The sequence below is a fragment of the Salinispirillum marinum genome (genome assembly GCF_042650105.1).
GTDB classification, from domain to species: domain Bacteria; phylum Pseudomonadota; class Gammaproteobacteria; order Pseudomonadales; family Natronospirillaceae; genus Salinispirillum; species Salinispirillum marinum.
The window spans coordinates 1,197,155-1,219,183 of sequence record NZ_JBHSAL010000001.1 but is presented as its reverse complement, the minus strand read 5'-3'; the positions used below and the strand labels follow the sequence as shown (position 1 = coordinate 1,219,183).

The 22,029-nt window shown below is 53.0% G+C and carries 21 protein-coding genes; 6 read left to right on the top strand and 15 right to left on the bottom strand.

What is annotated here, in order from left to right; genetic code table 11:
- Positions 1 to 159 precede the first annotated feature (159 nt).
- The 6 genes from ACFOSD_RS05685 to ACFOSD_RS05660 all read left to right on the top strand — a co-directional run bounded on the left by ACFOSD_RS05685 (position 160) and on the right by ACFOSD_RS05660 (position 8,193).
- Positions 160 to 792, top strand: coding sequence for a DsbA family protein (locus ACFOSD_RS05685; RefSeq protein WP_380692673.1), 633 nt, complete (start codon positions 160 to 162; stop codon positions 790 to 792).
- Positions 793 to 971: 179 nt separating this feature from the next.
- Positions 972 to 2,966 (top strand): transketolase, encoded by a 1,995-nt coding sequence (gene tkt / locus ACFOSD_RS05680; protein WP_380692675.1) that lies wholly within the window; start codon positions 972 to 974, stop codon positions 2,964 to 2,966.
- A 449-nt stretch (positions 2,967 to 3,415) separates the two neighbouring features.
- Complete coding sequence (locus ACFOSD_RS05675; protein WP_380692677.1) at positions 3,416 to 4,468, top strand: BMP family lipoprotein; 1,053 nt, start codon at positions 3,416 to 3,418, stop codon at positions 4,466 to 4,468.
- Between the two features lie 114 nt (positions 4,469 to 4,582).
- Entirely contained in the window at positions 4,583 to 6,136 is a 1,554-nt protein-coding gene (locus ACFOSD_RS05670) for an ABC transporter ATP-binding protein (protein ID WP_380692678.1), read from the top strand.
- Positions 6,129 to 7,235, top strand: coding sequence for an ABC transporter permease (locus ACFOSD_RS05665; protein ID WP_380692680.1), 1,107 nt, complete (start codon positions 6,129 to 6,131; stop codon positions 7,233 to 7,235). Before ACFOSD_RS05670 ends, ACFOSD_RS05665 begins: the two co-directional genes overlap by 8 nt.
- Positions 7,228 to 8,193, top strand: coding sequence for an ABC transporter permease (locus ACFOSD_RS05660; RefSeq protein ID WP_380692682.1), 966 nt, complete (start codon positions 7,228 to 7,230; stop codon positions 8,191 to 8,193). Before ACFOSD_RS05665 ends, ACFOSD_RS05660 begins: the two co-directional genes overlap by 8 nt.
- A gap of 78 nt (positions 8,194 to 8,271) precedes the next feature.
- Here the strand turns inward: ACFOSD_RS05660 and glmS are convergent, their stop codons facing one another.
- From glmS to rsmG, 15 genes are all read right to left on the bottom strand, one after another.
- Entirely contained in the window at positions 8,272 to 10,092 is a 1,821-nt protein-coding gene (gene glmS / locus ACFOSD_RS05655) for a glutamine--fructose-6-phosphate transaminase (isomerizing) (protein WP_380692684.1), read from the bottom strand.
- Positions 10,093 to 10,180: 88 nt separating this feature from the next.
- Positions 10,181 to 10,825 (bottom strand): HAD family hydrolase, encoded by a 645-nt coding sequence (locus tag ACFOSD_RS05650; RefSeq protein WP_380692686.1) that lies wholly within the window; start codon positions 10,823 to 10,825, stop codon positions 10,181 to 10,183.
- Between the two features lie 3 nt (positions 10,826 to 10,828).
- Positions 10,829 to 12,187 carry a bifunctional UDP-N-acetylglucosamine diphosphorylase/glucosamine-1-phosphate N-acetyltransferase GlmU gene (gene glmU, locus ACFOSD_RS05645; protein ID WP_380692688.1) on the bottom strand — a complete coding sequence of 453 codons (1,359 nt, stop codon included), beginning with the start codon at positions 12,185 to 12,187 and terminating at the stop codon, positions 10,829 to 10,831.
- 181 nt (positions 12,188 to 12,368) lie between these two features.
- A complete protein-coding gene (locus ACFOSD_RS05640; RefSeq protein WP_380692689.1) occupies positions 12,369 to 12,791 on the bottom strand; it encodes a F0F1 ATP synthase subunit epsilon in 423 nt (140 codons plus the stop codon).
- 67 nt (positions 12,792 to 12,858) lie between these two features.
- On the bottom strand, positions 12,859 to 14,265 hold the full coding sequence (atpD, locus tag ACFOSD_RS05635) for a F0F1 ATP synthase subunit beta (RefSeq protein ID WP_380692690.1): 1,407 nt from the start codon (positions 14,263 to 14,265) through the stop codon (positions 12,859 to 12,861).
- Positions 14,266 to 14,296: 31 nt separating this feature from the next.
- On the bottom strand, positions 14,297 to 15,166 hold the full coding sequence (atpG, locus tag ACFOSD_RS05630; protein ID WP_380692691.1) for a F0F1 ATP synthase subunit gamma: 870 nt from the start codon (positions 15,164 to 15,166) through the stop codon (positions 14,297 to 14,299).
- Between the two features lie 58 nt (positions 15,167 to 15,224).
- On the bottom strand, positions 15,225 to 16,766 hold the full coding sequence (gene atpA, locus ACFOSD_RS05625; RefSeq protein ID WP_380692692.1) for a F0F1 ATP synthase subunit alpha: 1,542 nt from the start codon (positions 16,764 to 16,766) through the stop codon (positions 15,225 to 15,227).
- Between the two features lie 14 nt (positions 16,767 to 16,780).
- Complete coding sequence (locus ACFOSD_RS05620; RefSeq protein WP_380692693.1) at positions 16,781 to 17,317, bottom strand: F0F1 ATP synthase subunit delta; 537 nt, start codon at positions 17,315 to 17,317, stop codon at positions 16,781 to 16,783.
- A 12-nt stretch (positions 17,318 to 17,329) separates the two neighbouring features.
- Positions 17,330 to 17,800 (bottom strand): F0F1 ATP synthase subunit B, encoded by a 471-nt coding sequence (locus ACFOSD_RS05615; RefSeq protein WP_380692695.1) that lies wholly within the window; start codon positions 17,798 to 17,800, stop codon positions 17,330 to 17,332.
- Positions 17,801 to 17,873: 73 nt separating this feature from the next.
- Positions 17,874 to 18,095 carry a F0F1 ATP synthase subunit C gene (gene atpE, locus ACFOSD_RS05610; protein ID WP_380692697.1) on the bottom strand — a complete coding sequence of 74 codons (222 nt, stop codon included), beginning with the start codon at positions 18,093 to 18,095 and terminating at the stop codon, positions 17,874 to 17,876.
- A 93-nt stretch (positions 18,096 to 18,188) separates the two neighbouring features.
- Entirely contained in the window at positions 18,189 to 19,022 is an 834-nt protein-coding gene (atpB, locus tag ACFOSD_RS05605) for a F0F1 ATP synthase subunit A (RefSeq protein ID WP_380692699.1), read from the bottom strand.
- A gap of 35 nt (positions 19,023 to 19,057) precedes the next feature.
- On the bottom strand, positions 19,058 to 19,465 hold the full coding sequence (locus ACFOSD_RS05600) for an ATP synthase subunit I (protein WP_380692700.1): 408 nt from the start codon (positions 19,463 to 19,465) through the stop codon (positions 19,058 to 19,060).
- 142 nt (positions 19,466 to 19,607) lie between these two features.
- Positions 19,608 to 20,522 (bottom strand): ParB/RepB/Spo0J family partition protein, encoded by a 915-nt coding sequence (locus ACFOSD_RS05595; RefSeq protein WP_380692701.1) that lies wholly within the window; start codon positions 20,520 to 20,522, stop codon positions 19,608 to 19,610.
- Between the two features lie 8 nt (positions 20,523 to 20,530).
- A complete protein-coding gene (locus ACFOSD_RS05590; protein WP_380692702.1) occupies positions 20,531 to 21,319 on the bottom strand; it encodes a ParA family protein in 789 nt (262 codons plus the stop codon).
- Positions 21,320 to 21,396: 77 nt separating this feature from the next.
- A complete protein-coding gene (gene rsmG, locus ACFOSD_RS05585) occupies positions 21,397 to 22,029 on the bottom strand; it encodes a 16S rRNA (guanine(527)-N(7))-methyltransferase RsmG (RefSeq protein ID WP_380692703.1) in 633 nt (210 codons plus the stop codon).

Sequence of the window (22,029 nt, the reverse complement as noted above, 5' to 3'; positions counted from 1 at the left end):
ATGCCTCATCGGTTGCGCCGGACCGGAGCCTCTGCTAGCGTTCTCTGGCCGGTGCCACAAGGAACACTGGCGAATTGAATAAGGACGCAAGGGTTGGGGATGCTCAGGACGGCCCCACCATGATGCGTTCATCATGCGACCCCATTGGAGTACCACATTATGCAACGACTGCTCTTACCTCTGCTCACTGCTTTGGTCATCCTGACCGGCTGCGCGACCACGAACACCACCACCGAACGTAGCGCCTTACCGACCGACTACTCGTCGTACCCGACGGACAAGCCGGAAGCTCTGGTGTTCTTTGGCTACCAGTGTGGTCCCTGCTATCAGTTCTATCACCAAGAGCTGATTCACTGGGATGAACGCATCGAGAATGACGGCCAATTGGTCTTAGTCCCCGTGTTGTTTGACCCCACGGTTGAATACGCTGCGCGCGCCTTTCATGCGGCTGAAATATTGGGCGAAAACCCGCAGTTCCATGCGCATTTATTCTATGCCTATCAAAGCGGTGTAGATTTATACTCCGAGAAAGCCGTACTGGCCTTCGCCCGCCAACACATCAATGTACCTTATGCGGATTTTCAGGCGGCCTTACGGTCGGATTTGGTGGATCAACGTATGGCGCAGGCCCAAGCCTTGGTTCAACAGTACAATATTCGCGCTACGCCCAGCATTATCGTGAACCGCAAGCATTTGGTGGACCCAACCATGGTCGGCTCAACCGCCGAATTATTTGAAGAAGTACAGAACACCATGAACGGTGGGCAGCCGGGACGCGGCAGCGCCATTTAGACCTTTCGTCACCTGCGCGTATCCTGACTACTCAGTAAGGATACGCGTTAAATGCTTACCCCCCTTTAATTCATTCTACCCTTGATCGATAAAGAACCCCTTGCGGGGTTTAACTTCCGGCCGCCATCAGCGACAATACGCGCTCAAAAAAGAACCACCCGCCCAGGAGATCAGACCTCATGCCCAACCGCAATGAGTTGGCTAACGCCATTCGTGCACTCAGTATGGACGCCGTCCAAAAAGCCAAAAGTGGACACCCCGGTGCCCCCATGGGAATGGCAGACATTGCCGAAGTGTTATGGCGCGACTATCTGAACCATAACCCCACCAACCCGAATTGGCCAAACCGCGACCGCTTTGTCCTGTCCAACGGCCACGGCTCCATGCTCCTGTATTCTTTGCTGCACCTGAGCGGGTATGACCTCCCCATTGAAGAACTGAAGAATTTCCGCCAACTGCACAGCAAAACACCTGGCCACCCGGAATACGGCTATGCCCCGGGCGTTGAAACCACCACCGGCCCACTGGGGCAGGGCATTGCTAATGCTGTAGGCATGGCGTTGGCCGAACGCGTTTTGGCAGCCCAGTTTAACCGCCCTGGGCACGATGTAATTGACCACTTCACCTACACCTTTATGGGTGACGGTTGCATGATGGAAGGTATTTCGCACGAAGTCTGTTCTCTCGCAGGCACCTTGGGCTTAGGTAAATTAATCGCGTTTTACGACGACAACGGCATTTCCATTGATGGAGAAGTAGAAGGCTGGTTCACCGACGACACAGTGAAACGCTTTGAGTCATACGGATGGCAGGTAATTCCTCGGGTCAACGGGCACGACAGCGACGAAATTCGTCAGGCCATTGAAACCGCGCGTGCGAACACCGAACAGCCTACGTTGATTTGCTGCAAAACCATCATCGGTTTTGGCTCACCGAATAAAGAAGGCAAAGAAGATTGTCACGGCGCGCCCTTGGGCGACGATGAAATTGCCCTCACCCGCGCCCGCTTGGGTTGGAACCATGCACCGTTTGAAATCCCGCAGCCCGTCTATGAAGCATGGGATGCGCGTGGCAAAGGCCGCGTGAAAGAATCCGCTTGGGAAGACAAAATGGCCGCTTATGCCAAAGCCTTCCCTGAACAAGCTGCCGAACTCAAACGCCGCCTGGCCGGTGAACTGCCCGCCGATTTCGCAGCTCAAGCAGAGCGCATTGTGGCCGAGGTTAATGCAAAAGGTGAAACCATCGCCAGCCGTAAGGCCAGCCAAAATGCCATTACCGCATTCGCTAAAGTGCTGCCTGAGTTCTTGGGTGGTTCTGCTGACCTCGCGGGCAGCAACCTGACCAAATGGCCTGAATGCAAACCGGTAACCGGCCTGGACGCCAACGGTGACTACGTTTACTACGGCGTGCGTGAGTTTGGTATGAGCGCCATGATGAACGGCATTGCCTTACATGGTGGTTTCATTCCCTTCGGCGCTACCTTCCTAATGTTTATGGAGTATGCGCGCAATGCGGTGCGCATGGCTGCACTGATGAAGCAACGTGTGTTGTTCGTCTACACGCACGACTCCATTGGCTTGGGTGAAGATGGCCCAACGCACCAACCGGTTGAACAACTGGCCAGCATGCGCACCACGCCTAATCTGGATACGTGGCGTCCCTGCGATGCCGTGGAATCTGCAGTTGCTTGGCAGGTTGCCGTTGAGCGCAAAGAAGGGCCAAGTGCCTTGGTATTTTCGCGCCAAAATCTGGCCCACCAAACCCGCTCAGCCGAGCAACTGGCGCAGATCAAGAAAGGCGGCTACATCCTGAAGGATACGGCAGGTACACCGGATGTCATTCTGATCGCCACCGGCTCGGAAGTCAGCCTGGCAGTAGAAGCGGCCGAAACTCTGGCTGCCGAAGGCGTGCAAGCACGCGTGGTGTCCATGCCATCGACCTACCAGTTCGATCAGCAACATGCCGCTTACCGTGAAGCCGTATTGCCGAAAGCCGTGCGTGCACGGGTAGCCGTTGAAGCCAGCATAAAAGATTACTGGCTGAAATACGTGGGTCTGGACGGCGCTGTCGTGGGTATGGACACGTTCGGGGAATCCGCGCCAGCGGGTGACTTGTTCAAGCACTTTGGCATTACCGCCGACGCCGTAGTTGCCGCAGCACGCGCCGTACGATAACGCTCAAGTTTGGGGGTAGCGAGCAGCCGACGAGCTGCCTGCTACCGCACGATGGCAATTCCGCAAAGGGCCAGCTGCCGCTGGCCTTTTTTGTGTGTCCTGCTCTGCAATTGGGCAACGAGCCATAATTTAGGGCACGAATGCGGGCTTGTCTTGATCTTTTCACAGTCTCCTTTCATTTAATACCGTTCAAACATTCACACAGAATTGCCTTTTGGAAGGGTTGGGGAATAAGATGAAGCTTACGTTTGGGTGGATCTGTGAAAGAAGTATTGACCAATTGGTCAAGTGCATTAATATAGCACGATCTCCCAATGATAAAGTTTCGAGATAGCTCGCCGTTTTGGCCCAAAAACTGCTATCTTGGTCAGGTTTGATAACAATAACAGGTGGACGTTGTTTTAGCTGTCCTTCATCCACCATTACCGCATAACACCATAGGGGAAAACATGAAAACATTAACCAAATTGGCGCTGACCGGCGTTGCTTCGGCCATCATTCTGGCGGGTTGCTCTAATGATGAACCTGCAGCCACCGCTGCCGCTGCAGAAGAAAGCTCTTCTTTCCGCCCTGCCGTTGTTTATGATGTCGCCGGTAAGTTCGACAAATCGTTCAACGAAGCCGTATTCCGCAATGGCGTTGAAACCTTCGTTGCCGACAAAGGTGTTGCTGTCCGTGAATTCACGCCAGACAACGAATCGCAACGTGAGCAAGCCATTCGTCGCTTGGCACAAGACGGCCATAGCCCTATCGTTACCGTAGGCTTCAACTTTGGTAGCGCCGTAGAAGCTGTTGCGGCGGACTTCCCTGATACCCAGTTCGCCATCATCGACTCTGTGGTGGATGCCCCGAACGTACAGTCGTTGGTGTTCCAAGAGCACGAAGGCTCGTTCCTTGTAGGCGCATTGGCGGCCATGGTGTCTGAGACCTCTACCATCGGTTTCGTGGGTGGTATGGATATTCCGTTGATTCGTAAATTCGCCTGCGGCTATGAGCAGGGCGCAAAATACGTCAACGAAAACATCAATGTACTGCAAAACATGACCGGCTCTACGCCGACCGCGTTTAACGATCCTGTCCGTGGTGGTGAGTTGGCTAACTCGCAAATCTCGCAGGGTGCAGACGTTATTTATGCAGCGGCTGGTGGTACGGGCTTGGGCGTATACCAAACAGCGGCTGACAACGAAATCTATGCGATTGGCGTAGACTCGAACCAAAACTACCTGCAACCTGGCACCATGCTGACCTCCATGGAGAAGCGTGTGGGAACTGCCGCTTATACATCATGGGAACAGTCTATGATGGGTAACTGGGAAGCCGGCGTACAAGTCTTTGGCATCGCTGAAAATGGCGTTGACTGGTCACTGGATGAGTTCAACCGTGACTTGATCTCCGCTGATCTGGAAACAGCCGTAAACGATATTCGCTCGAAAATCGTATCCGGAGAAATTCAAGTATATGACTACATGCAAAACGGTGACTGCAACTACGCAGCCATGTAAACCGTTGTAAGCGTTAGCCCTCGTGCGCTGTTACTCAGCCTCGGGGGCTTTTACTGTCTAACGCGCTAAGGTGAACCCAAGGGTCTATCCTTCCCTGTTCAACAGGTTACTCACATGTCTCAAGATAACAATAAACCTTTGGCCTTGGAGCTAAAGGGCATCGATAAGCGGTTTGGCACCGTACACGCCAATCGCGGCATCGACCTTCAAGTAGAAAAAGGCACCATTCACGGTATCGTGGGTGAGAACGGAGCCGGCAAGTCCACGCTGATGAGCATCATTTATGGCTTTTACCAAGCCGATGCCGGGGAAATGTTCATTGATGGGCAACCGCTCATTGCGAAAGATTCTAAAGCCGCTATCGACGCCGGTATCGGCATGGTGCACCAGCACTTCATGTTGGTGCACAATTTCACGGTATTAGAAAACGTCATCTTGGGGGCTGAATCCAGCCCGCTGCTCAACCGCAGCATGAGTGACGCACGGGCCACTCTGAAACAACTGGAGAAAGACTACAATCTCCAAGTGCCGCTCGACACCCAAATTCAAGACTTACCCGTCGGCATCCAACAACGCGTCGAGATTCTTAAAGCACTGTATCGCGGCGCTAAAGTGCTGATTCTTGACGAGCCCACGGGCGTTCTGACGCCACAAGAAACCGATCACCTGTTTAAAATTTTAGCGGCCTTGCGTGATCAAGGCACCACGGTGATCATCATTACGCACAAGCTGCGTGAAATTCTGGCCGTCACCGACAATGTATCAGTTATGCGTCAGGGCGCTATGGTGGCGCATTTGAAAACCAAAGAAACCTCCCGCGAAGAATTGGCGGAACAAATGGTAGGCCGGAAAGTGTTGTTACGGGTGAAAAAAGGTGAATCCACGCCCAGCCAAGAACGGTTGCGCGTCGAACAACTCAACTATACCGACAAACATGGCGTACCGCGTTTAAAGAACCTGAACTTCTCGGTACGTGCGGGGGAAATTGTTGGCATTGCTGGGGTATCGGGCAACGGTCAGTCAGAACTGCTGGAAGTGTTGGCCGGAATGAAAGCTCTGACGTCGGGCCGTTTTGCCTTTGGCGATACTTGGATCACCCATGAGGCCCCGCTCAATGCCGAACAAATCCGGCATTTGAAGGTGGCGCACGTCCCGGAAGACCGGCAAGCACAGGGCTTAGTAACGGCCTTCCCGGCCAGTGAAGCCTTTATTCTGGGTTATCATCGTGACCCGCAATACAACCACAAAGTTTTAATGAAGCAAAAAGACATCGTGGCTGACTGCGCGAAGCAGATGAAAAAATGGGATGTTCGGCCGCCCATCCCCGACCTGAAAACCGCGAATTTTTCCGGTGGGAATCAACAGAAGTTAGTGTTGGCCCGCGAAGTCGAACGCGACCCTGATGTGATGCTGATTGGTCAGCCCACCCGAGGGGTCGATATTGGGGCGATTGAATTCATTCACCAAGAAATTATTCGTTTACGCGACCACGGCAAAGCCATCTTGTTGGTGTCGGTTGAACTCGATGAAATTTTTTCGCTGACCGACCGTATTCTGGTGTTGTTCGATGGCCAGATCGTGGCCGAAGTGAACACCGCTGATGCCGACGAGCGTATGCTGGGCTTAATGATGGCGAACGCGCATGAAGAGGAAGTCGCTCATGGCTAATACTGTTACGACACCGTGGTGGATGACCACCGTGGTCATTCCCGTGGCCAACATTGTGTTGGCCTTTGCCGTGTGCTCCTTGTTGTTTCTGTACATTGAGGTCAACCCGATCGATGCCATTGTTGCCATGGTGGATGGCTCATTTGGTAACACCGAAGGCTTGGGCTACACACTGTTTTACGCCACGGGTTACATTTTTACCGGGTTGGCGGTAGCCGTAGCGTTCCATTGCGGCTTGTTCAACATTGGCGGAGAAGGCCAAGCCACCTTTGCGGGGTTGGGCGTTACCGCCGTGGCTTTAGCGCTTGGTCCTATCATGCCCATGATCTTAGTGATTCCGTTGGCCATCATCATGGCCGGTGTATTCGGCGCTGCCTGGGCTTATATACCGGCGTATTTACAGGCCAAACGCGGTTCACACATTGTTATTACGACCATCATGTTCAACTTCATTGCGGCGTCTTTGATGGTGTATTTGCTGGTGGACTGGCTGCGCCCACCCGGCTCAATGTCGAGTGAGAGCGCTGTATTCCCGACCAACTCCTGGATGCCCCGCGTGTGGGAATGGTTCGGCTGGCGGCGTAGCCCCTTGAACTTAACCTTTATCGTTGCCTTATTAGCAGCCTATGGCACGTGGTTGTTTCTCTGGCGCACGCGCTGGGGCTATGAAGTACGGGCCTTAGGCTTTAACCACAATGCCGCCCGCTTTGCAGGCATCAGCGACAGCAAAGTGGTTATTTTGGCTATGTTGGTGTCGGGCATGTTGGCGGGTTTGTTTGCCGTGAACGCGTTATTGGGCGACTTACACCAGCTCAAACTGGGCTACGTAGCAGGCTTTGGCTTCACCGGCATTGCGGTGGCCTTGATGGGACGTAACCATCCGGTCGGCATTGTGCTGGCAGCCGTCTTCTTCGGATTCCTTTACCAAGGAGGAGCCGAACTGAAATTTGCTTATGAAGTCGACCGCAATATCGTGGTGGTGCTGCAGGGCTTGGTGGTGTTATTCAGTGGTGCGTTGGAGCACATGCTGAAACAACCGTTAACCAAACTCTACATTCGCTTTCAGGTGAAAAAGAAAGAGGAGCCCGCGCATGTTTGACATCATCTTGGTGATGGTCGATGCCACCTTGCGTGTGGCAACACCCTTAATCTTTGCCGCATTGGCCGGCTTGTTCTCTGAACGTGCGGGTATCGTCAATATCGCTCTGGAAGGTAAATTGTTGCTCGGTGCCTTTGCCGCCGCAGCGGCCGCTTACTTTACCGGCTCCGCATGGGCCGGTGTGTTCGCCGCTATCTGCGTGGGCGTCGTGTTCGCGTGGTTGCATGCCTTCGCTACCGTGACGCATCGCGGGGATCATGTAGTAAGTGGCTTGGCGATCAATATTCTTGCCGCAGGCTTAACCGTTACCCTGGCACGGCATTGGTTTGACATGGGTGGACAAACGCCTTCACTGTTCGGTGATGCCCGCTTCCGACCCATCACCCTGCCTTTTGTCGACCTGATCAATTACATTCCCGTGGTGGGCACCATTTACCGCGAAGTCATCTCCGGGCATACCATTTTGGTGTATATGTCTTGGGCCGCCGTGCCTTTGGTATGGTGGATGGTATTCCGCACCCGGTTTGGCCTGCGTTTACGCGCCGTGGGCGAAAACCCGCAAGCCATTGACACCGCCGGTATTGGTGTAGCCAAAATGCGCTACTTGGCCCTGACGGTATGCGGTGTTTTAGCGGGCCTGGGTGGTGCCTATTTGAGCATCGCACACAGCGCTCAGTTCATTCCCGACATGAGCGCCGGTAAGGGCTATATGGCTTTGGCCGCGCTGATCTTCGGTAAATGGCGACCCGTACAAGCGCTGCTGGCATGTCTGCTGTTTGGCTTTTTGGAAGCCGTCGCCATCCGTCTGCAAGGTGTGGAGATCGGCGGCTTTGTGGTCCCGGTACAGTTCATTGAGATGCTGCCATACGTCCTGACGGTGGTGTTATTGGCGGGCTTTATTGGCCGCGCTATTGCGCCGAAGAGCATTGGTAAGCCGTACGCGAAAGAGCGGACTTAGGCCGTAAAATGAAGTACACACCTTGGTGTTCAACCGGAGCGAGGATGCCCCGGTTGAACACCGACTTTTCCTAGCGAATTATTCGACCGTAACGCTCTTGGCCAAATTCCTCGGCTGGTCCACATCAGTACCCTTAATCAAGGCAACATAGTACGACAGCAGTTGCAGCGGTACGGTGTAGATAACCGGGGCCAATAAATCCGGCACCGATTGCATCGGAATGACTTGAATGCCAGGTTCAGATTCCATCTCGGCGTTTTCATCCGCAAACACATAAAGCTGTCCACCACGCGCGCGCACTTCTTCCATGTTGGATTTCAGTTTTTCCAGCAGGTCGTTGTTCGGGGCGACGACGATAACGGGCATGTCTTCGTCGATCAGCGCCAACGGGCCGTGTTTCAATTCACCCGCAGCGTAGGCTTCGGCGTGGATGTAGGAAATTTCTTTCAGCTTCAGCGCACCTTCCATAGCGATGGGGTATTGAGTACCCCGGCCAAGGAATAATGCGTGGTGTTTATGTGCAAAGTCTTCCGCCAAGGCTTCAATTTGGTCCGAAAGGCTCAGCGCACGCTCAACCAAGCGGGGCAGTTGGTTCAGCAGTTGTACGGCGCTTTTCACGTCCTTTCCTTGTTCTTGCGCGATGCTCATGGTGAGCAGTAGCAAGCCTGTGAGCTGAACAGTAAAGGCTTTGGTTGAGGCTACGCCAATTTCCACGCCCGCGCGCATCATGTAGGCGAGGTCGGACTCGCGTACCAAAGAGGACCCGGGCGCATTACAGATGGTCAGCGAGGCGGTGTAACCCAGCTCTTTTGCCAGCCTTAGCGCAGCTAAGGTGTCTGCGGTTTCGCCCGATTGAGAAATGGTCACCAACAGGCTGTTGGGCAATACCACCGATTTGCGGTAGCGGAATTCCGAAGCGATTTCGACTTGGCACGGAATACCGGCAATTTCTTCAAACCAATAACGCGCCACCATACCGGCGTGATACGAGGTGCCGCAGGCGATGATTTGTACGGCCTGCACTTGCCTTAGAATGTCGATGCTGCCTGCGCCGAACGCTTCAGCCACCACACGCCCGTCAGTTACACGTCCTTCCAATGTGGCTCGTAAGCTATCGGGCTGTTCGTGAATTTCTTTCAGCATGAAATGGCGATATCCGGCTTTATCACCTGCATCGTGCGTGACATTGCTTTCAGTAATTTCGCGCTCTACCGGTTTGTCTTGAGCGTCGAAAATTCGTACTGAAGTGCGTTTCACTTCGGCCACGTCACCTTCTTCCAAAAATTGGAAGCGACGAGTAACAGGCAGCAGGGCAAGCTGATCGGACGCGACGAAGTGCTCGCCAATGCCATAACCAATGACCAGTGGCGCACCAGAGCGAGCCACGACCAGCGTTTCTGGTTCGCGGCTGTCCATCACTGCTGTACCGTACGCGCCATGCAGCAGTTTACGTGCGGCCTGTACCGCTTCCACTAAGGTGTCGTGCTCTTTGCGCAACTCGGCGATGAGGTGGGCGATGACTTCGGTGTCGGTTTGCGAAATAAACTCATAGCCTTTGGCACGCAGTTCATTGCGTAAAACCTGGTGATTTTCGATGATACCGTTGTGCACCACCACAATGTCGCCACTGACATGAGGGTGAGCGTTCACTTCGCTGGGTTCACCGTGCGTGGCCCAACGGGTATGCGCAATGCCGGTGCCGCCGCTCAGCGGGTTCGCTTTTAACGCGTCGGCCAATTCGGCGACTTTGCCCAAACGCTTGGTCTGTTGAGTAGCGCCATGGGCTTCCATAACCGCTACCCCGGCGCTGTCATAGCCACGGTATTCCAAGCGGCGTAAGCCTTCGACCAAAATTTCTACAATGTCACGTTGCGCTACGGCGCCAACTATTCCACACATCGGTGTTCTCCCTGCGTCCATGCGGTGGCTTTTGTGCCCGCCAGACGGTTAGACAGTATTACTGCGTTAATATTGAGTGCTGCAAAACTTACAGCGGCCATGCTGACCAGTCATGAAAGATAAGGTCTATGTTCAAACGTTCAATTTGTTCGGAGGTGGCGGCGGGACGGTAAGCCCATACGGTTGCGCCACTGGCTTTTCCGGCCGTTAAGCCCGGATAGCTGTCTTCAATGATCAAGCACTGCTGAATGTCCACACCCATGTGCTGAGCCGCACGTTGATAAATTGCTGGGTCTGGCTTAGCCACGCCCATACGTTCGGCATCGAAACGGCGTTCTGGCGGAAAGAACGGGCTTAAACCACTCACTTCAAGTTTCATTGCCAATTCTTGCGTCCGCGAATTCGTGACGACAGCAAATGGAAGATGCAATCCGTCCAGTACCGCCGAAACACCAGCCATTGGCACCAAGGACTGATGCATTAGGCGTTCGAATTCCTGTCGATTGTGCGCCATAAAGTGCGCAGGAATAGGCTGCCCCAACATGTCCTCGATGATCTCAATGCAACGCGGCCACGCATGTCCGGTAAAGGTTTCTGCTACCTCGTGTTCGGTGATCTCGATACCGACAGCTTGCAATGACGCATGCAGGGCCTGTGTGGCGATGGTTTCGGAATCCACCAACACACCGTCGCAATCGAACAATACGGCGCTGAATCTATTTTGGCCTGTCACCGCTCAGGATTCCTTCTTACTTGGGCGCTGCCATTTAGCGATCGTGACTTGGCGTGAACGCGCCAGGGTCAGTTGCTCTGCGGGGGCATCTTTACTGATCACAGAACCGGCGCCAATGTAACCACCATCGCCTATTGTCACGGGGGCAACCAAGGTGCTGTTGGAGCCAATGAACGCGCCCGCGCCAATATCGGTGATGTATTTATTTACCCCGTCGTAATTGCAGGTGATGGTCCCCGCACCGATGTTGGCTTTGGCACCGATTCGAGCATCGCCAATGTAGGTGAGGTGATTCACTTTCGCACCGGCGCCGATATGGGCTTTTTTGATTTCAACAAAGTTGCCGACTTTAGCCCCGGCCTCCAGAACGGTGCCCGGGCGAATGCGAGCAAAGGGGCCGACATTTGCATTCGAGCCGATGTCGGCGTCTTCGATCAGTGTGTTGTCCAGAATCACGGCGCCATCGCCAATGCGGCAATCGCGTAAGATGCAATTTGCGCCGATGGTGACGTTCGCGCCCAAGGTGACGTTTTCTAAAATGACGTTGACATCGATCAGCGTATCTTGCCCGCTGCTGACGGTGCCCCGAATATCTAGGCGCTGCGGGTCAAGAACAGTTACACCCGCCAACATCAAGGCTTCGGCCTGCCGACGTTGATATTCTCGTTCTAATTCTGCCAGTTGCACGCGATTATTCACGCCTTGTGTACTGATAACATCCTGCGCCTTAACAGCATTCACGGGCACATCATCGGCCACGGCCATAGCGACCAAATCGGTCAGGTAATATTCCCCTTGGGCATTGTTGTTACCCAATTTCGGCAACCAACGGTGCAGGTGTTCACCGGTCATTGCCATGATGCCAGTATTAACTTCGCTGATCGCCAGCTGCTCTGCTGTCGCGTCCTTTTGTTCTACGATGGCTTGAATGTGCTCGCCTTGGCGGACAATACGGCCATAGCCGGTCGGGTCGTCCAATTGTGCGGTGAGAATCGTCAGGGCTTGATGGTGCTCCGCCGCGACCATGGGTAAAAGAACGTGATGCTGCAAGAGCGGTACGTCGGCATACAACACCAGAACACGGTCGCTTGCTTGTATATGCGGCAAGGCTTGCGCCACAGCATGACCGGTACCCAGCTGTTCATGCTGGGTGACAAAGTGTACGGACTGCCCGGCAAACTGTGCCTTTACCGCATCGGCACCATGGCCGACCACGAGGGTAATTGCTTCGCCTAAGGTACGTGCTACATCGACCACATGCTGAACCATGGGCTTGCCCGCAATGGGGTGTAAAACTTTGGGCAGTGCGGACTTCATGCGAGTCCCTTGGCCTGCAGCCAAAATGACAATATGTACTGACATTTCCATTCTTCTCCATTCAATGGTGCCATTCTAAGCCTATTGAATGACATTTATAGCCCTTTATTTGTCAATTATTTCCTGACTTTGCATTTTTCCATTAAATTCCGGTACGCATAAAATGGAGCCCATAAAAAAAGCGACCCGGAGGTCGCTTCTTTGTTGCCTTTCGTGTGGCTGGGCCTTACTTGCGTCGGCGACGCATCGCTTCCAACACGCGCAACTGCGCCATGGCTTCCGCCAAACGTGCCGCTGCGTAGGCGTAATCTGGATCACCAACGAGGTGTTCCATTTCTTTCTTCGCTTCTTCCGCCGCTTTTTCGGCAGCCGCTTGATCGATATCATCGGCCCGAGTCACGGTATCGGCAAGAATGGTGAGCAGGTTCGGTTGCACTTCTAAGAAGCCACCGGACACGTACATCATTTCTTCTTTGCCACCTTGACGGGTGATCTTGATATAGCCTGGTTCCAATGTAGTCAGTAGTGGTGCGTGATTCGGCAATATACCTAATTCACCCATCGAACCACTGGCCACTAGGAATTCAACCAAGCCAGAAAAGATCTTGCCTTCAGCGCTGACGATATCGCAATGTACTGTCATTGCCATCTTTCACTCCCTAAGGGATCACTGAAAGCCAGTGCCGTCGATACAAAATCAACGACACCGGAATTCATTATTTGGCCTTGCTGGCTTCGTAGCCTTCGATCACTTCTTGAATCGTACCCTTCATGTAGAAGAATTGCTCAGGAATGTGGTCGTAGTTACCATCCAGAATGCCCTGGAAACCACTGATGGTGTCTTTCAGGGAAACGTATTTGCCAGGCGCACCGGTGAAGATTTCTGCCACGTGGAACGGCTGTGACAAGAAACGCTGGATCTTACGAGCCCGCGCCACCACTTGCTTATCCTCGTCGGACAATTCGTCCATACCCAGAATCGCAATGATGTCTTTCAGCTCGTTATAACGCTGCAATACTTGCTGCGTGTCACGCGCTACTTCGTAGTGCTCACGGCCGATTACCAAAGGATCAAGCTGACGTGACGTAGAATCCAATGGATCTACCGCTGGGTAAATACCCAAAGCAGCGATATCACGGCTCAGTACAACGGTCGCATCCAAGTGGGCGAACGTGGTAGCAGGCGATGGGTCGGTCAAGTCATCCGCAGGTACGTATACTGCTTGCACAGAGGTGATCGAACCTGTTTTGGTTGAGGTGATACGCTCTTGCAGCGCACCCATCTCTTCCGCCAGCGTTGGCTGATAACCTACCGCAGAAGGCATACGACCCAGCAGTGCTGATACTTCTGTACCGGCCAAGGTATAACGATAGATGTTGTCCACGAAGAACAATACGTCACGGCCTTCATCACGGAATTTTTCCGCCATGGTCAAACCGGTCAGTGCAACGCGCAAACGGTTACCCGGTGGCTCGTTCATCTGGCCGTATACCATCGCAACTTTCGACTCAGGTAGGTTCTGCAACTGGATTACGCCAGCTTCCGACATTTCATGATAGAAGTCGTTACCTTCACGCGTCCGCTCACCTACACCGGCAAACACGGACAAACCGGAGTGTTCTTTGGCGATGTTGTTGATCAGTTCCAGCATGTTTACGGTTTTACCAACACCCGCACCACCGAACAAACCAACCTTACCACCTTTCGCAAACGGGCAGATCAAGTCGATTACCTTAATACCTGTTTCCAGGATCTCTTGGCTTTGCGCTTGCTCGGCATAGGTCGGTGCATCACGGTGGATCGACATGCGATCTTTTTCACCGATAGGACCACGTTCGTCGATGGGGTTACCCAACACGTCCATGATCCGACCCAATGTTTCAACACCTACCGGCACCATGATAGGACCGTTGGTATTGTCGACGTTCAAACCACGGGTTAAGCCTTCTGAGGCACCCATGGCGATGGTACGCACCACGCCGTCGCCCAGCTGTTGCTGAACTTCCAAGGTCAGGTCTTTACCTGCCACGGTCAGCGCGTCATACACTTTAGGCACGGAGTCACGTGGGAATTCCACGTCTACTACAGCGCCGATGATCTGTACGATCTTTCCGCTACTCATTAGTATTTCCTCTCAATTCAAGATCGCCTGCTTAAACCGCCATGGCGCCGCTTACGATTTCCGACAATTCCTGCGTAATGCTGGCCTGACGGGCTTTGTTGTATTCCAACTTCAGCTCATCCATCAGTGTGCCCGCATTGTCTGTCGCGTTCTTCATTGCCAACATTCGAGCGGCCTGCTCGCAAGCCAAGTTTTCCACTACAGCCTGGTACACCAAGGACTCGACGTAACGTGAGAACAACCCGTCCAACAAACTCTTTGCTGTTGGCTCGTAGATGTATTCCCAAATGTCACGTTTCGCGGTGTCGTCTTCAGCCGCCACCAATGGCAGCATTTGCTCAACCACCGGCGTTTGCGTCATGGTATTGATGAACTCGTTGTACACCACATATAGGCGATCGATCTCACCCTTGTTGTACTTTTGCAGCATGACTTGCACAGAGCCAATAACATCTTTGACTTCAGGCTTGTCACCTAACGAGCTCGTCGCAGCAGCGATCTTCAATCCGATTTTACGGATGAAACCCGCGCCCTTGTTCCCGATGGTGCACACCTCAACGCCGACAGCTTGACCTTTCCAGTCAGAAATCGACTTGAGCACCGCTTTGAACATGTTCGCGTTCAAACCGCCGCACAATCCACGATCCGTCGATACCACGATATAACCTACGTTTTTTATTTCACGCTCTTCCATATAGGGGTGCGTGTAGTCGTAGTCGGTATCCGAATTCGCAATGTGGCCGATGACTAACCGTACTTTTTCAGTATACGGCTTGGTGGCTTGCATCCGGTCCTGGGCTTTGCGCATCTTACTCGCAGACACCATCTCCATCGCGGAAGTGATTTTCTGCGTGTTCTTGATGCTCCCAATTTTGGTACGTATCTCTTTTCCGGCTGCCATAATTATCGCCTCTCACTGTGCTGAACAGGGCATCCGTGGATGACCTGTTCAACGTTGATCAGGAACGAGATGCCTTGAACTTTTCGATGGCTTCACGGAATGCTTTTTCGATGCTGTCATCGTATTTGCCGGTGGCAACGATGTCTTTCATCAAATCGGCGTATTCCGCGTCCATGAATTTGTGCAAGTCAGCCTCGAATGAACCTATGTCTGCAACAGCGACGTCTTTGAGGTAACCCTCGTTCGCCGCAAAAATGGACACGGCCATATGAGCGATTGACAGCGGTGCGTATTGGCCTTGCTTCATCAGCTCGGTTACACGCTCACCGTGATCTAACTGAGCACGGGTTGCTTCGTCCAGATCCGATGCGAACTGCGAGAAAGCGGCAAGCTCGCGGTACTGTGCCAACGCGGTACGAATACCACCGGACAGTTTTTTAACAATCTTGGTTTGCGCTGCACCACCTACCCGCGATACCGAAATACCCGCGTTCATAGCCGGACGAATACCGGAGTTGAACAGGTTGGTTTCGAGGAAGATCTGACCGTCGGTGATCGAAATTACGTTCGTTGGAACGAACGCCGATACGTCACCACCTTGGGTTTCGATGATCGGCAGAGCGGTCAAAGAACCGGTTTTGCCTTTCACTTCGCCGTTGGTCAGTTTTTCAACTTCTTCCGCGTTCACGCGTGAAGCACGCTCCAGCAAACGCGAGTGCAGGTAGAATACGTCACCAGGATAGGCTTCACGACCGGGCGGACGACGCAAGAGCAAGGAGATTTGACGGTATGCAACAGCCTGCTTGGACAGGTCATCGTATACGATCAACGCATCTTCGCCGCGATCACGGAAGTATTCACCCATGGTGCAGCCAGCGTAAGGTGCTAAGAACTGCATGGATGCAGGCATAGAAGCTGAAGCGGCCACGATGATGGTGTGCTTCAATGCATCATGCTCTTCCAGCTTACGCACGACGTTGGCGATGGTCGATTGCTTCTGACCAACGGCAACGTAAACGCATTTAACGCCGGTTTCTTTTTGCGCAATGATGGCATCGATCGCCATGGCGGTTTTACCCGTCTGACGGTCACCGATGATGAGCTCACGCTGACCACGGCCGATTGGCACCATGGCGTCTACGGCTTTATAACCGGTTTGCAACGGCTGATCGACCGATTGACGCGCAATAACACCAGGCGCTACTTTTTCAATAGCGTCGGTGCCTGCGGCATCCACTGGGCCTTTGCCATCAATTGGGTTACCCAATGCATCCAGAACGCGACCCATCAAACCAGGGCCAACGGGTACTTCAAGGATACGACCGGTGCACTGGCATTTTTGACCTTCGGCCAAACCTTTATAGTCGCCCAGTACAACGGCACCGACGGAGTCACGCTCCAAGTTCAGTGCCATGCCGTATAGGCCACCATCAAAGGCGATCATTTCGCCGTACATTACATCGGCAAGGCCGTGGATACGAACGATACCGTCCGATACCGACACGATCGTGCCTTCATTTTTTGCTTCAGAAGAGACATTGAGACCCTCAATGCGCTTCTTGATCACTTCACTGATTTCTGAAGGATTCAGTTGCTGCATGCTATTTCCCTCAATTAGGAATTCATCGCTTCTGCCAGCTTGACCAAACGACCACGTACAGAACCGTCAATCACCGTATCGCCGTAACGAATGATGACACCGCCTTTAAGCGACGGATCGAGTTCTGTCGATACCTGAACCTGACGGCCCAGTTTCTTGGCAAGTTTATCTGACAGGGTGTTTAACTGTGCATCGGACAACGCGAACGCAGTAGATATGACCACATCGGCGGTTTGTTCTTCCGCCAAACGCAGCGTTTCGAATTGCTCAAAGACTTCTGGTAACAGGCTTAAACGGCTATTTTCAGCCATGGTGACGAGCAGATTTTCACCACTCTTAACCATATTTTCCTGACACAACGACTTCAGTTGTTCGACCTTTTTATCGGTCGTTAGGCTGACGTGATTGACCAGTGCCTGTACAGCGGGCAGGGCCGCTACGCTCGCTAAAGAACGCAGCATGGCGGACCACCCACTCAATTCACCATTTGCCTTGGCAACATCAAACGCCGCTTTCGCGTAGGGACGTGCTAACGTGCTGATTTCTGCCATAGCGCCACCCCCTTACAGTTCTGCTGCCAGTTTTTCCAGCATGTCACTGTGGACTTTCTCGTCGATAGAGGCATCCAATACTTTTTCTGCGCCCAGCATAGCGAGCACGGCAACTTTCGCACGCAACTCTTCTTTAGCCAGGTTCTGCTCGTGGCGAATGTCGTCGCGTGCTGTTGCCAGCATACGCTCACCTTCGGCACGGGCCTCATCCTTTGCTTCTTCAACCAATTTGGCAGCGCGACGGTTCGCCTGCTCAATAATGGCTGCAGCTTGCTCTTTAGCTTCCCGCAGTTTTGCGGCAGCACTGTCTTGCGCCAGTTCCAGATCTTTCGCTGCGCGATCAGCGGCGTTTAAGCCATCAGCGATTTTTTTCTGGCGTTCTTCGATGGCCGCAATCAGCGGCGGCCATACGAACTTGGCACAAAACCAAACGAACAGAGCAAAGGTGATGATTTGACCAACAAACGTGTAATTAAAGTTCACGTCTTCACCTCTTCTGTTGATTAGTGACGAATTGCAAAACGCCCGCAGGCGTTTTGTGAATTAGCATTCGAAATTAAGCAACAACGAAGATCAGGTACATAGAAATACCAACACCGATGATAGGAATCGCTTCTACCAGACCGGCGATGATGAAGAATTTAGTTTGCAGAGCAGGTGCCAGTTCAGGCTGACGTGCTGAAGTTTCCAGCAGTTTGCCACCCAGCAAGCTGATTGCCAAAGATGCGCCCAAAGCGCCAGCAGCCAAAACGATTGCAACAGCAATATATATAAGCATGGTTTTCTCCTAAGTTTCAGTAGTTTCAAGTTTTAAAGCGTCAAACAGTAAACAGGTATGGAATGACCCTTTAGGTCATTCCCGTCACAGCGTCTAGTGGTCTTCTTGCGCCATCGCCAGATACACGATGGTCAGCACCATAAAGATGAATGCTTGCAGCGTGATGACCAGGATGTGGAAGACGGCCCAGATAAATTGCAGACCGCCCGCCAATGGCCAGAACAATAAGCCGGCACTGAACATCAAGGCGATCAACAAGAAAATCATCTCTCCGGCGTACATGTTGCCGAACAAACGCAGACCCAAGCTGATGGGTTTGGCGATCAAACCAACGATTTCCATGAACAAGTTCACGGGGATAAACAACCAGTGGTTGAACGGGGTAAACGAAAGTTCTTTCAAGAAGCCCCAACCTTTGACCTTGATCGACAGTGCAACCACCATGATCAGTACAAAAGCGGCCATACCCAAGGTCACGTTAGGATCTGTCGTTGCGGCAACCTTCTGGTAGCCGATACCAAACACAACTTCCAGTGTGTAAGGGATAAGATCCACCGGCATTAACTTCATGAGGTTCATCAGGAACACCCACACAAAGATCGTCAATGCCATAGGCGCGATGCTGGCCGTACGGCCGTGGAAAACTTCTTTAACGGTCTTATCGATGAACTCGATGACCATCTCGATGGCGCATTGCAGCTTGCTCGGTACCCCTGAGGTAGCACGCCTAGCCGCTCGACCAAAGATAAAGCAAAACAACAAACCCAAACTGGTCGCCCAAAACATGGAATCGACGTGGATGGCGTTGAAACCCATTGCAGGGACTTCAGAAGATGTTGCGATTTTCCAACCCAGTTCAGGGTGTTTACCAAACGTCAGGTTCGACAGGTGGTGCTGGATGTATTCCGCCGGATTCTCGTATGCCATAGTCGTTTAAGCCTCTTTTACCGCCGCAGCGGCAATTAAATTAGAATACTGCGCACTACCAGACCATATACATAAAAAAAGAACAGAGTGGTCATCAACCAACCTGCCGCAACGTCTGGGTATTGCGAAAAGATCACCGCACAACCAAATGCAGTGAACACTAATTTTCCGGTGAAACCAATCATGGTGGATAAGAAAACCCCAATCGAATGGGGCGCGCCGAGGTGGCGTAGCGTTAACAGCGTGAAGAACCACTGTGGTACCAGATAAAGAATACCACCCAACAAGACCGCTATAGCCACCGAGCGCGACACCAGCACAGTGACAAAAACGAGCAAGATCAGTGTTGCGAGTTCATACCAGCCAGACGTTCGGATGTGCCGCTTTACGTCTGCCACATGCTGTTGCTGTGCCTGCGGTGTGCTTACCTGCTGCTTGGTCACCGGGCCTCTGTTTCTTATCAGCTATGATCTCAAAATCGCGGCAAAGTATAGGTGTTCAAAGCCGCCCCTTCAATAGTTGATTTGCTTTTCGCTGGCGCAGTTCCACCTTGCGGCGCTGAGATGGATGATCTGTCGCAATTTCTTATTTTATGTGGTCTAGAATTCCATCCAACTCATCGAGACTGTTGTAACTGATCACCAAAGAGCCCTTACCTTTATTGCCGTGCTTGATGACCACAGGCGCCCCGATGCGAGCGGCCAAGGTGTCTTCCAGTTTACGGATGTTCGCATCCACCACAGGCTTACCGGGCAAGGATTTATTACCCCGGTCTTGATGGGCTTTTACCAAGGCTTCCGTTTGCCGCACATTCAAGGCCTTGGCGACCACTTCTTGGGCCAATTTGACTTGATCGGGGCCGTCTACCGCTAACAGGGCACGGGCATGACCCATCTCCAAGTCGCCATGTTCCAACATTCGGCGCACTTCGGAGCTCAAATTCAAAAGACGCAGTAAATTTGCCACCGTCGCCCGTTTTTTACCGACGATATCGGCAACTTCTTGCTGCGTCAGTTCAAATTCCTTCTGCAGACGCTGCAAGGCGGAGGCTTCTTCGACCGGATTCAGGTCTTCACGCTGAATGTTTTCGATCAACGCCATGGCAATGGCGTCTTCGTCGCTGACCTCACGAATCACCACTGGAATGCTGTCCAGCCCGGCCATCTTAGCGGCACGCCAGCGCCGTTCACCGGCGATGATTTCATAGTGGCCCGTGGTGATGGAGCGCACGACGATGGGTTCGATCACCCCTTGCGAGCGAATCGACGCCGCCAATTCTTCCAGCCCTTCGGGTGTCATATCGCGGCGCGGTTGGTATTGCCCGCGCTGCAAGCTGTCTAACGCCAGATAGGTCAATTCGCCGCGCGGATCGGCCAGCGGCACCGGAGCAGCCGCTACGTCTGCATTAGCAACGGGTTGCACGGGCACTTCACGGGGTGCGGTGGATGGTCCGATCAGGCTACTGAGGCCTTTCCCTAATCCTCTTTTCTTTACCGACATAGCAACATTTACTCAACTGCGGTGGACGGGGTGTCTTCTTGTCGACGAATAAATTCACCCGCCAAGGCCAAATAGGATAACGCGCCGCGCGACGACTGGTCGTATTGCATGACCGGTAAACCGTGTGAAGGCGCTTCGGCCACGCGAATATTACGCGGGATAACCGTACGGTACAAACGGCTACCAAAATGGTTTTGCAGTTCCTTGGATACATCGGTGGTCAAGCTGGTGCGGCCGTCGTACATGGTACGCAGTACACCTTCAACCACCAGTCTCGGATTGGTGGATTCTTTAATTTGTTCGATGGTATCCAGCAATGCCGCAATGCCTTCAAGGGCAAAATATTCACACTGCACAGGAATGAGCACAGCGTCGGCCGCACTGAGGGCATTGACGGTCAGCATGTTCAGTGACGGTGGACAATCGAGAATGATCATGTCGTATTGCGCGGCAATCGGTTCCAGTGCGCGTGCCAGTCGATACTCACGACCTTCTACTGACAACAATTCCACTTCAGCAGCGGTCACATCGCCGTTCGCGGGAATCATATCATAGCCCGCTGGTGCCGCATGGACGATGACGTTCTGTGCGGGCATCTGGTCAATCAAGACATGGTATAGGTGATGCTCTAACGCATTTTTATCGATGCCGCTGCCCATGGTGGCGTTGCCTTGCGGGTCCATATCCACCAGCAGCACTTTACGCTTGGTGGCTACTAAGGAAGCCGCCAGATTGATGGCGGTGGTGGTTTTACCCACGCCCCCTTTCTGGTTCGTGACGGCGATGATCTTCTTCATGCAACACTCCGCAAGCACAACCCGAGACGATGTTCGGGTCATTGAATTCTGCTTTGACTTCTATGAACCACCGCGAGTTACGCAGCGTTTAGTCCTAGAAGCACGAGATGACGCTGCCCGTCGGCACCGGGTACCTGCAACTGACGGACCGCTTGAACCACGATATCCGCTGGCAGTTCGGCCAGTTCTGCATCCGGGTATTGGCCTTTCATGGCCACAAAAACCCCCTCCGGGGCTAATAGATGACGCGACCAATGCACCATGTCGGCTAGGGTAGCAAACGCCCGACTGGTGATCACGTCATAGGGTTTCGCGCTGTAGGATTCCACACGAGTCTGTATGGTTGCAACCGATTTTAAACCTAACTCCATGGTCATCTGCCGCAAAAAGCGAATTTTCTTTCCATTGCTGTCCAGCAAGGTGACCTCAACATCCGGCCGAACCAACGCAATGACCATGCCGGGTAAGCCACCGCCAGTGCCTACATCCAGTAAACGACCGGCCGGTATAAAGGGTACGATGCTCAAGCTATCGATTAAATGGCGATGCACCATATCCATCGGATCACGCACAGCCGTTAAATTGTACGCCTTGTTCCATTTGATCAACCCGGCGTGGTAGGCCAATAATTGGTCAACCTGCTCGTCCGTCACCTGCACTGCCAGTTGGGCAATGGCGTTTTGCAGCACCGCGCGATAGCTCTCTGTCAT

Excerpts from the sequence above, each read along its gene's own strand:
- ACFOSD_RS05685 (WP_380692673.1), top strand. The coding sequence starts at position 160 with ATGCAACGACTGCTCTTACCTCTGCTCACTGCTTTGGTCATCCTGACC.
- tkt (WP_380692675.1), top strand. The coding sequence starts at position 972 with ATGCCCAACCGCAATGAGTTGGCTAACGCCATTCGTGCACTCAGTATG.
- ACFOSD_RS05675 (WP_380692677.1), top strand. The coding sequence starts at position 3,416 with ATGAAAACATTAACCAAATTGGCGCTGACCGGCGTTGCTTCGGCCATC.
- ACFOSD_RS05670 (WP_380692678.1), top strand. The coding sequence starts at position 4,583 with ATGTCTCAAGATAACAATAAACCTTTGGCCTTGGAGCTAAAGGGCATC.
- ACFOSD_RS05665 (WP_380692680.1), top strand. The coding sequence starts at position 6,129 with ATGGCTAATACTGTTACGACACCGTGGTGGATGACCACCGTGGTCATT.
- ACFOSD_RS05660 (WP_380692682.1), top strand. The coding sequence starts at position 7,228 with ATGTTTGACATCATCTTGGTGATGGTCGATGCCACCTTGCGTGTGGCA.
- glmS (WP_380692684.1), bottom strand. The coding sequence starts at position 10,092 with ATGTGTGGAATAGTTGGCGCCGTAGCGCAACGTGACATTGTAGAAATT.
- glmU (WP_380692688.1), bottom strand. The coding sequence starts at position 12,187 with ATGTCAGTACATATTGTCATTTTGGCTGCAGGCCAAGGGACTCGCATG.
- ACFOSD_RS05640 (WP_380692689.1), bottom strand. The coding sequence starts at position 12,791 with ATGGCAATGACAGTACATTGCGATATCGTCAGCGCTGAAGGCAAGATC.
- atpD (WP_380692690.1), bottom strand. The coding sequence starts at position 14,265 with ATGAGTAGCGGAAAGATCGTACAGATCATCGGCGCTGTAGTAGACGTG.
- atpG (WP_380692691.1), bottom strand. The coding sequence starts at position 15,166 with ATGGCAGCCGGAAAAGAGATACGTACCAAAATTGGGAGCATCAAGAAC.
- atpA (WP_380692692.1), bottom strand. The coding sequence starts at position 16,766 with ATGCAGCAACTGAATCCTTCAGAAATCAGTGAAGTGATCAAGAAGCGC.
- ACFOSD_RS05620 (WP_380692693.1), bottom strand. The coding sequence starts at position 17,317 with ATGGCAGAAATCAGCACGTTAGCACGTCCCTACGCGAAAGCGGCGTTT.
- atpE (WP_380692697.1), bottom strand. The coding sequence starts at position 18,095 with ATGCTTATATATATTGCTGTTGCAATCGTTTTGGCTGCTGGCGCTTTG.
- atpB (WP_380692699.1), bottom strand. The coding sequence starts at position 19,022 with ATGGCATACGAGAATCCGGCGGAATACATCCAGCACCACCTGTCGAAC.
- ACFOSD_RS05595 (WP_380692701.1), bottom strand. The coding sequence starts at position 20,522 with ATGTCGGTAAAGAAAAGAGGATTAGGGAAAGGCCTCAGTAGCCTGATC.
- ACFOSD_RS05590 (WP_380692702.1), bottom strand. The coding sequence starts at position 21,319 with ATGAAGAAGATCATCGCCGTCACGAACCAGAAAGGGGGCGTGGGTAAA.
- rsmG (WP_380692703.1), bottom strand. The coding sequence starts at position 22,029 with ATGACAGAGAGCTATCGCGCGGTGCTGCAAAACGCCATTGCCCAACTG.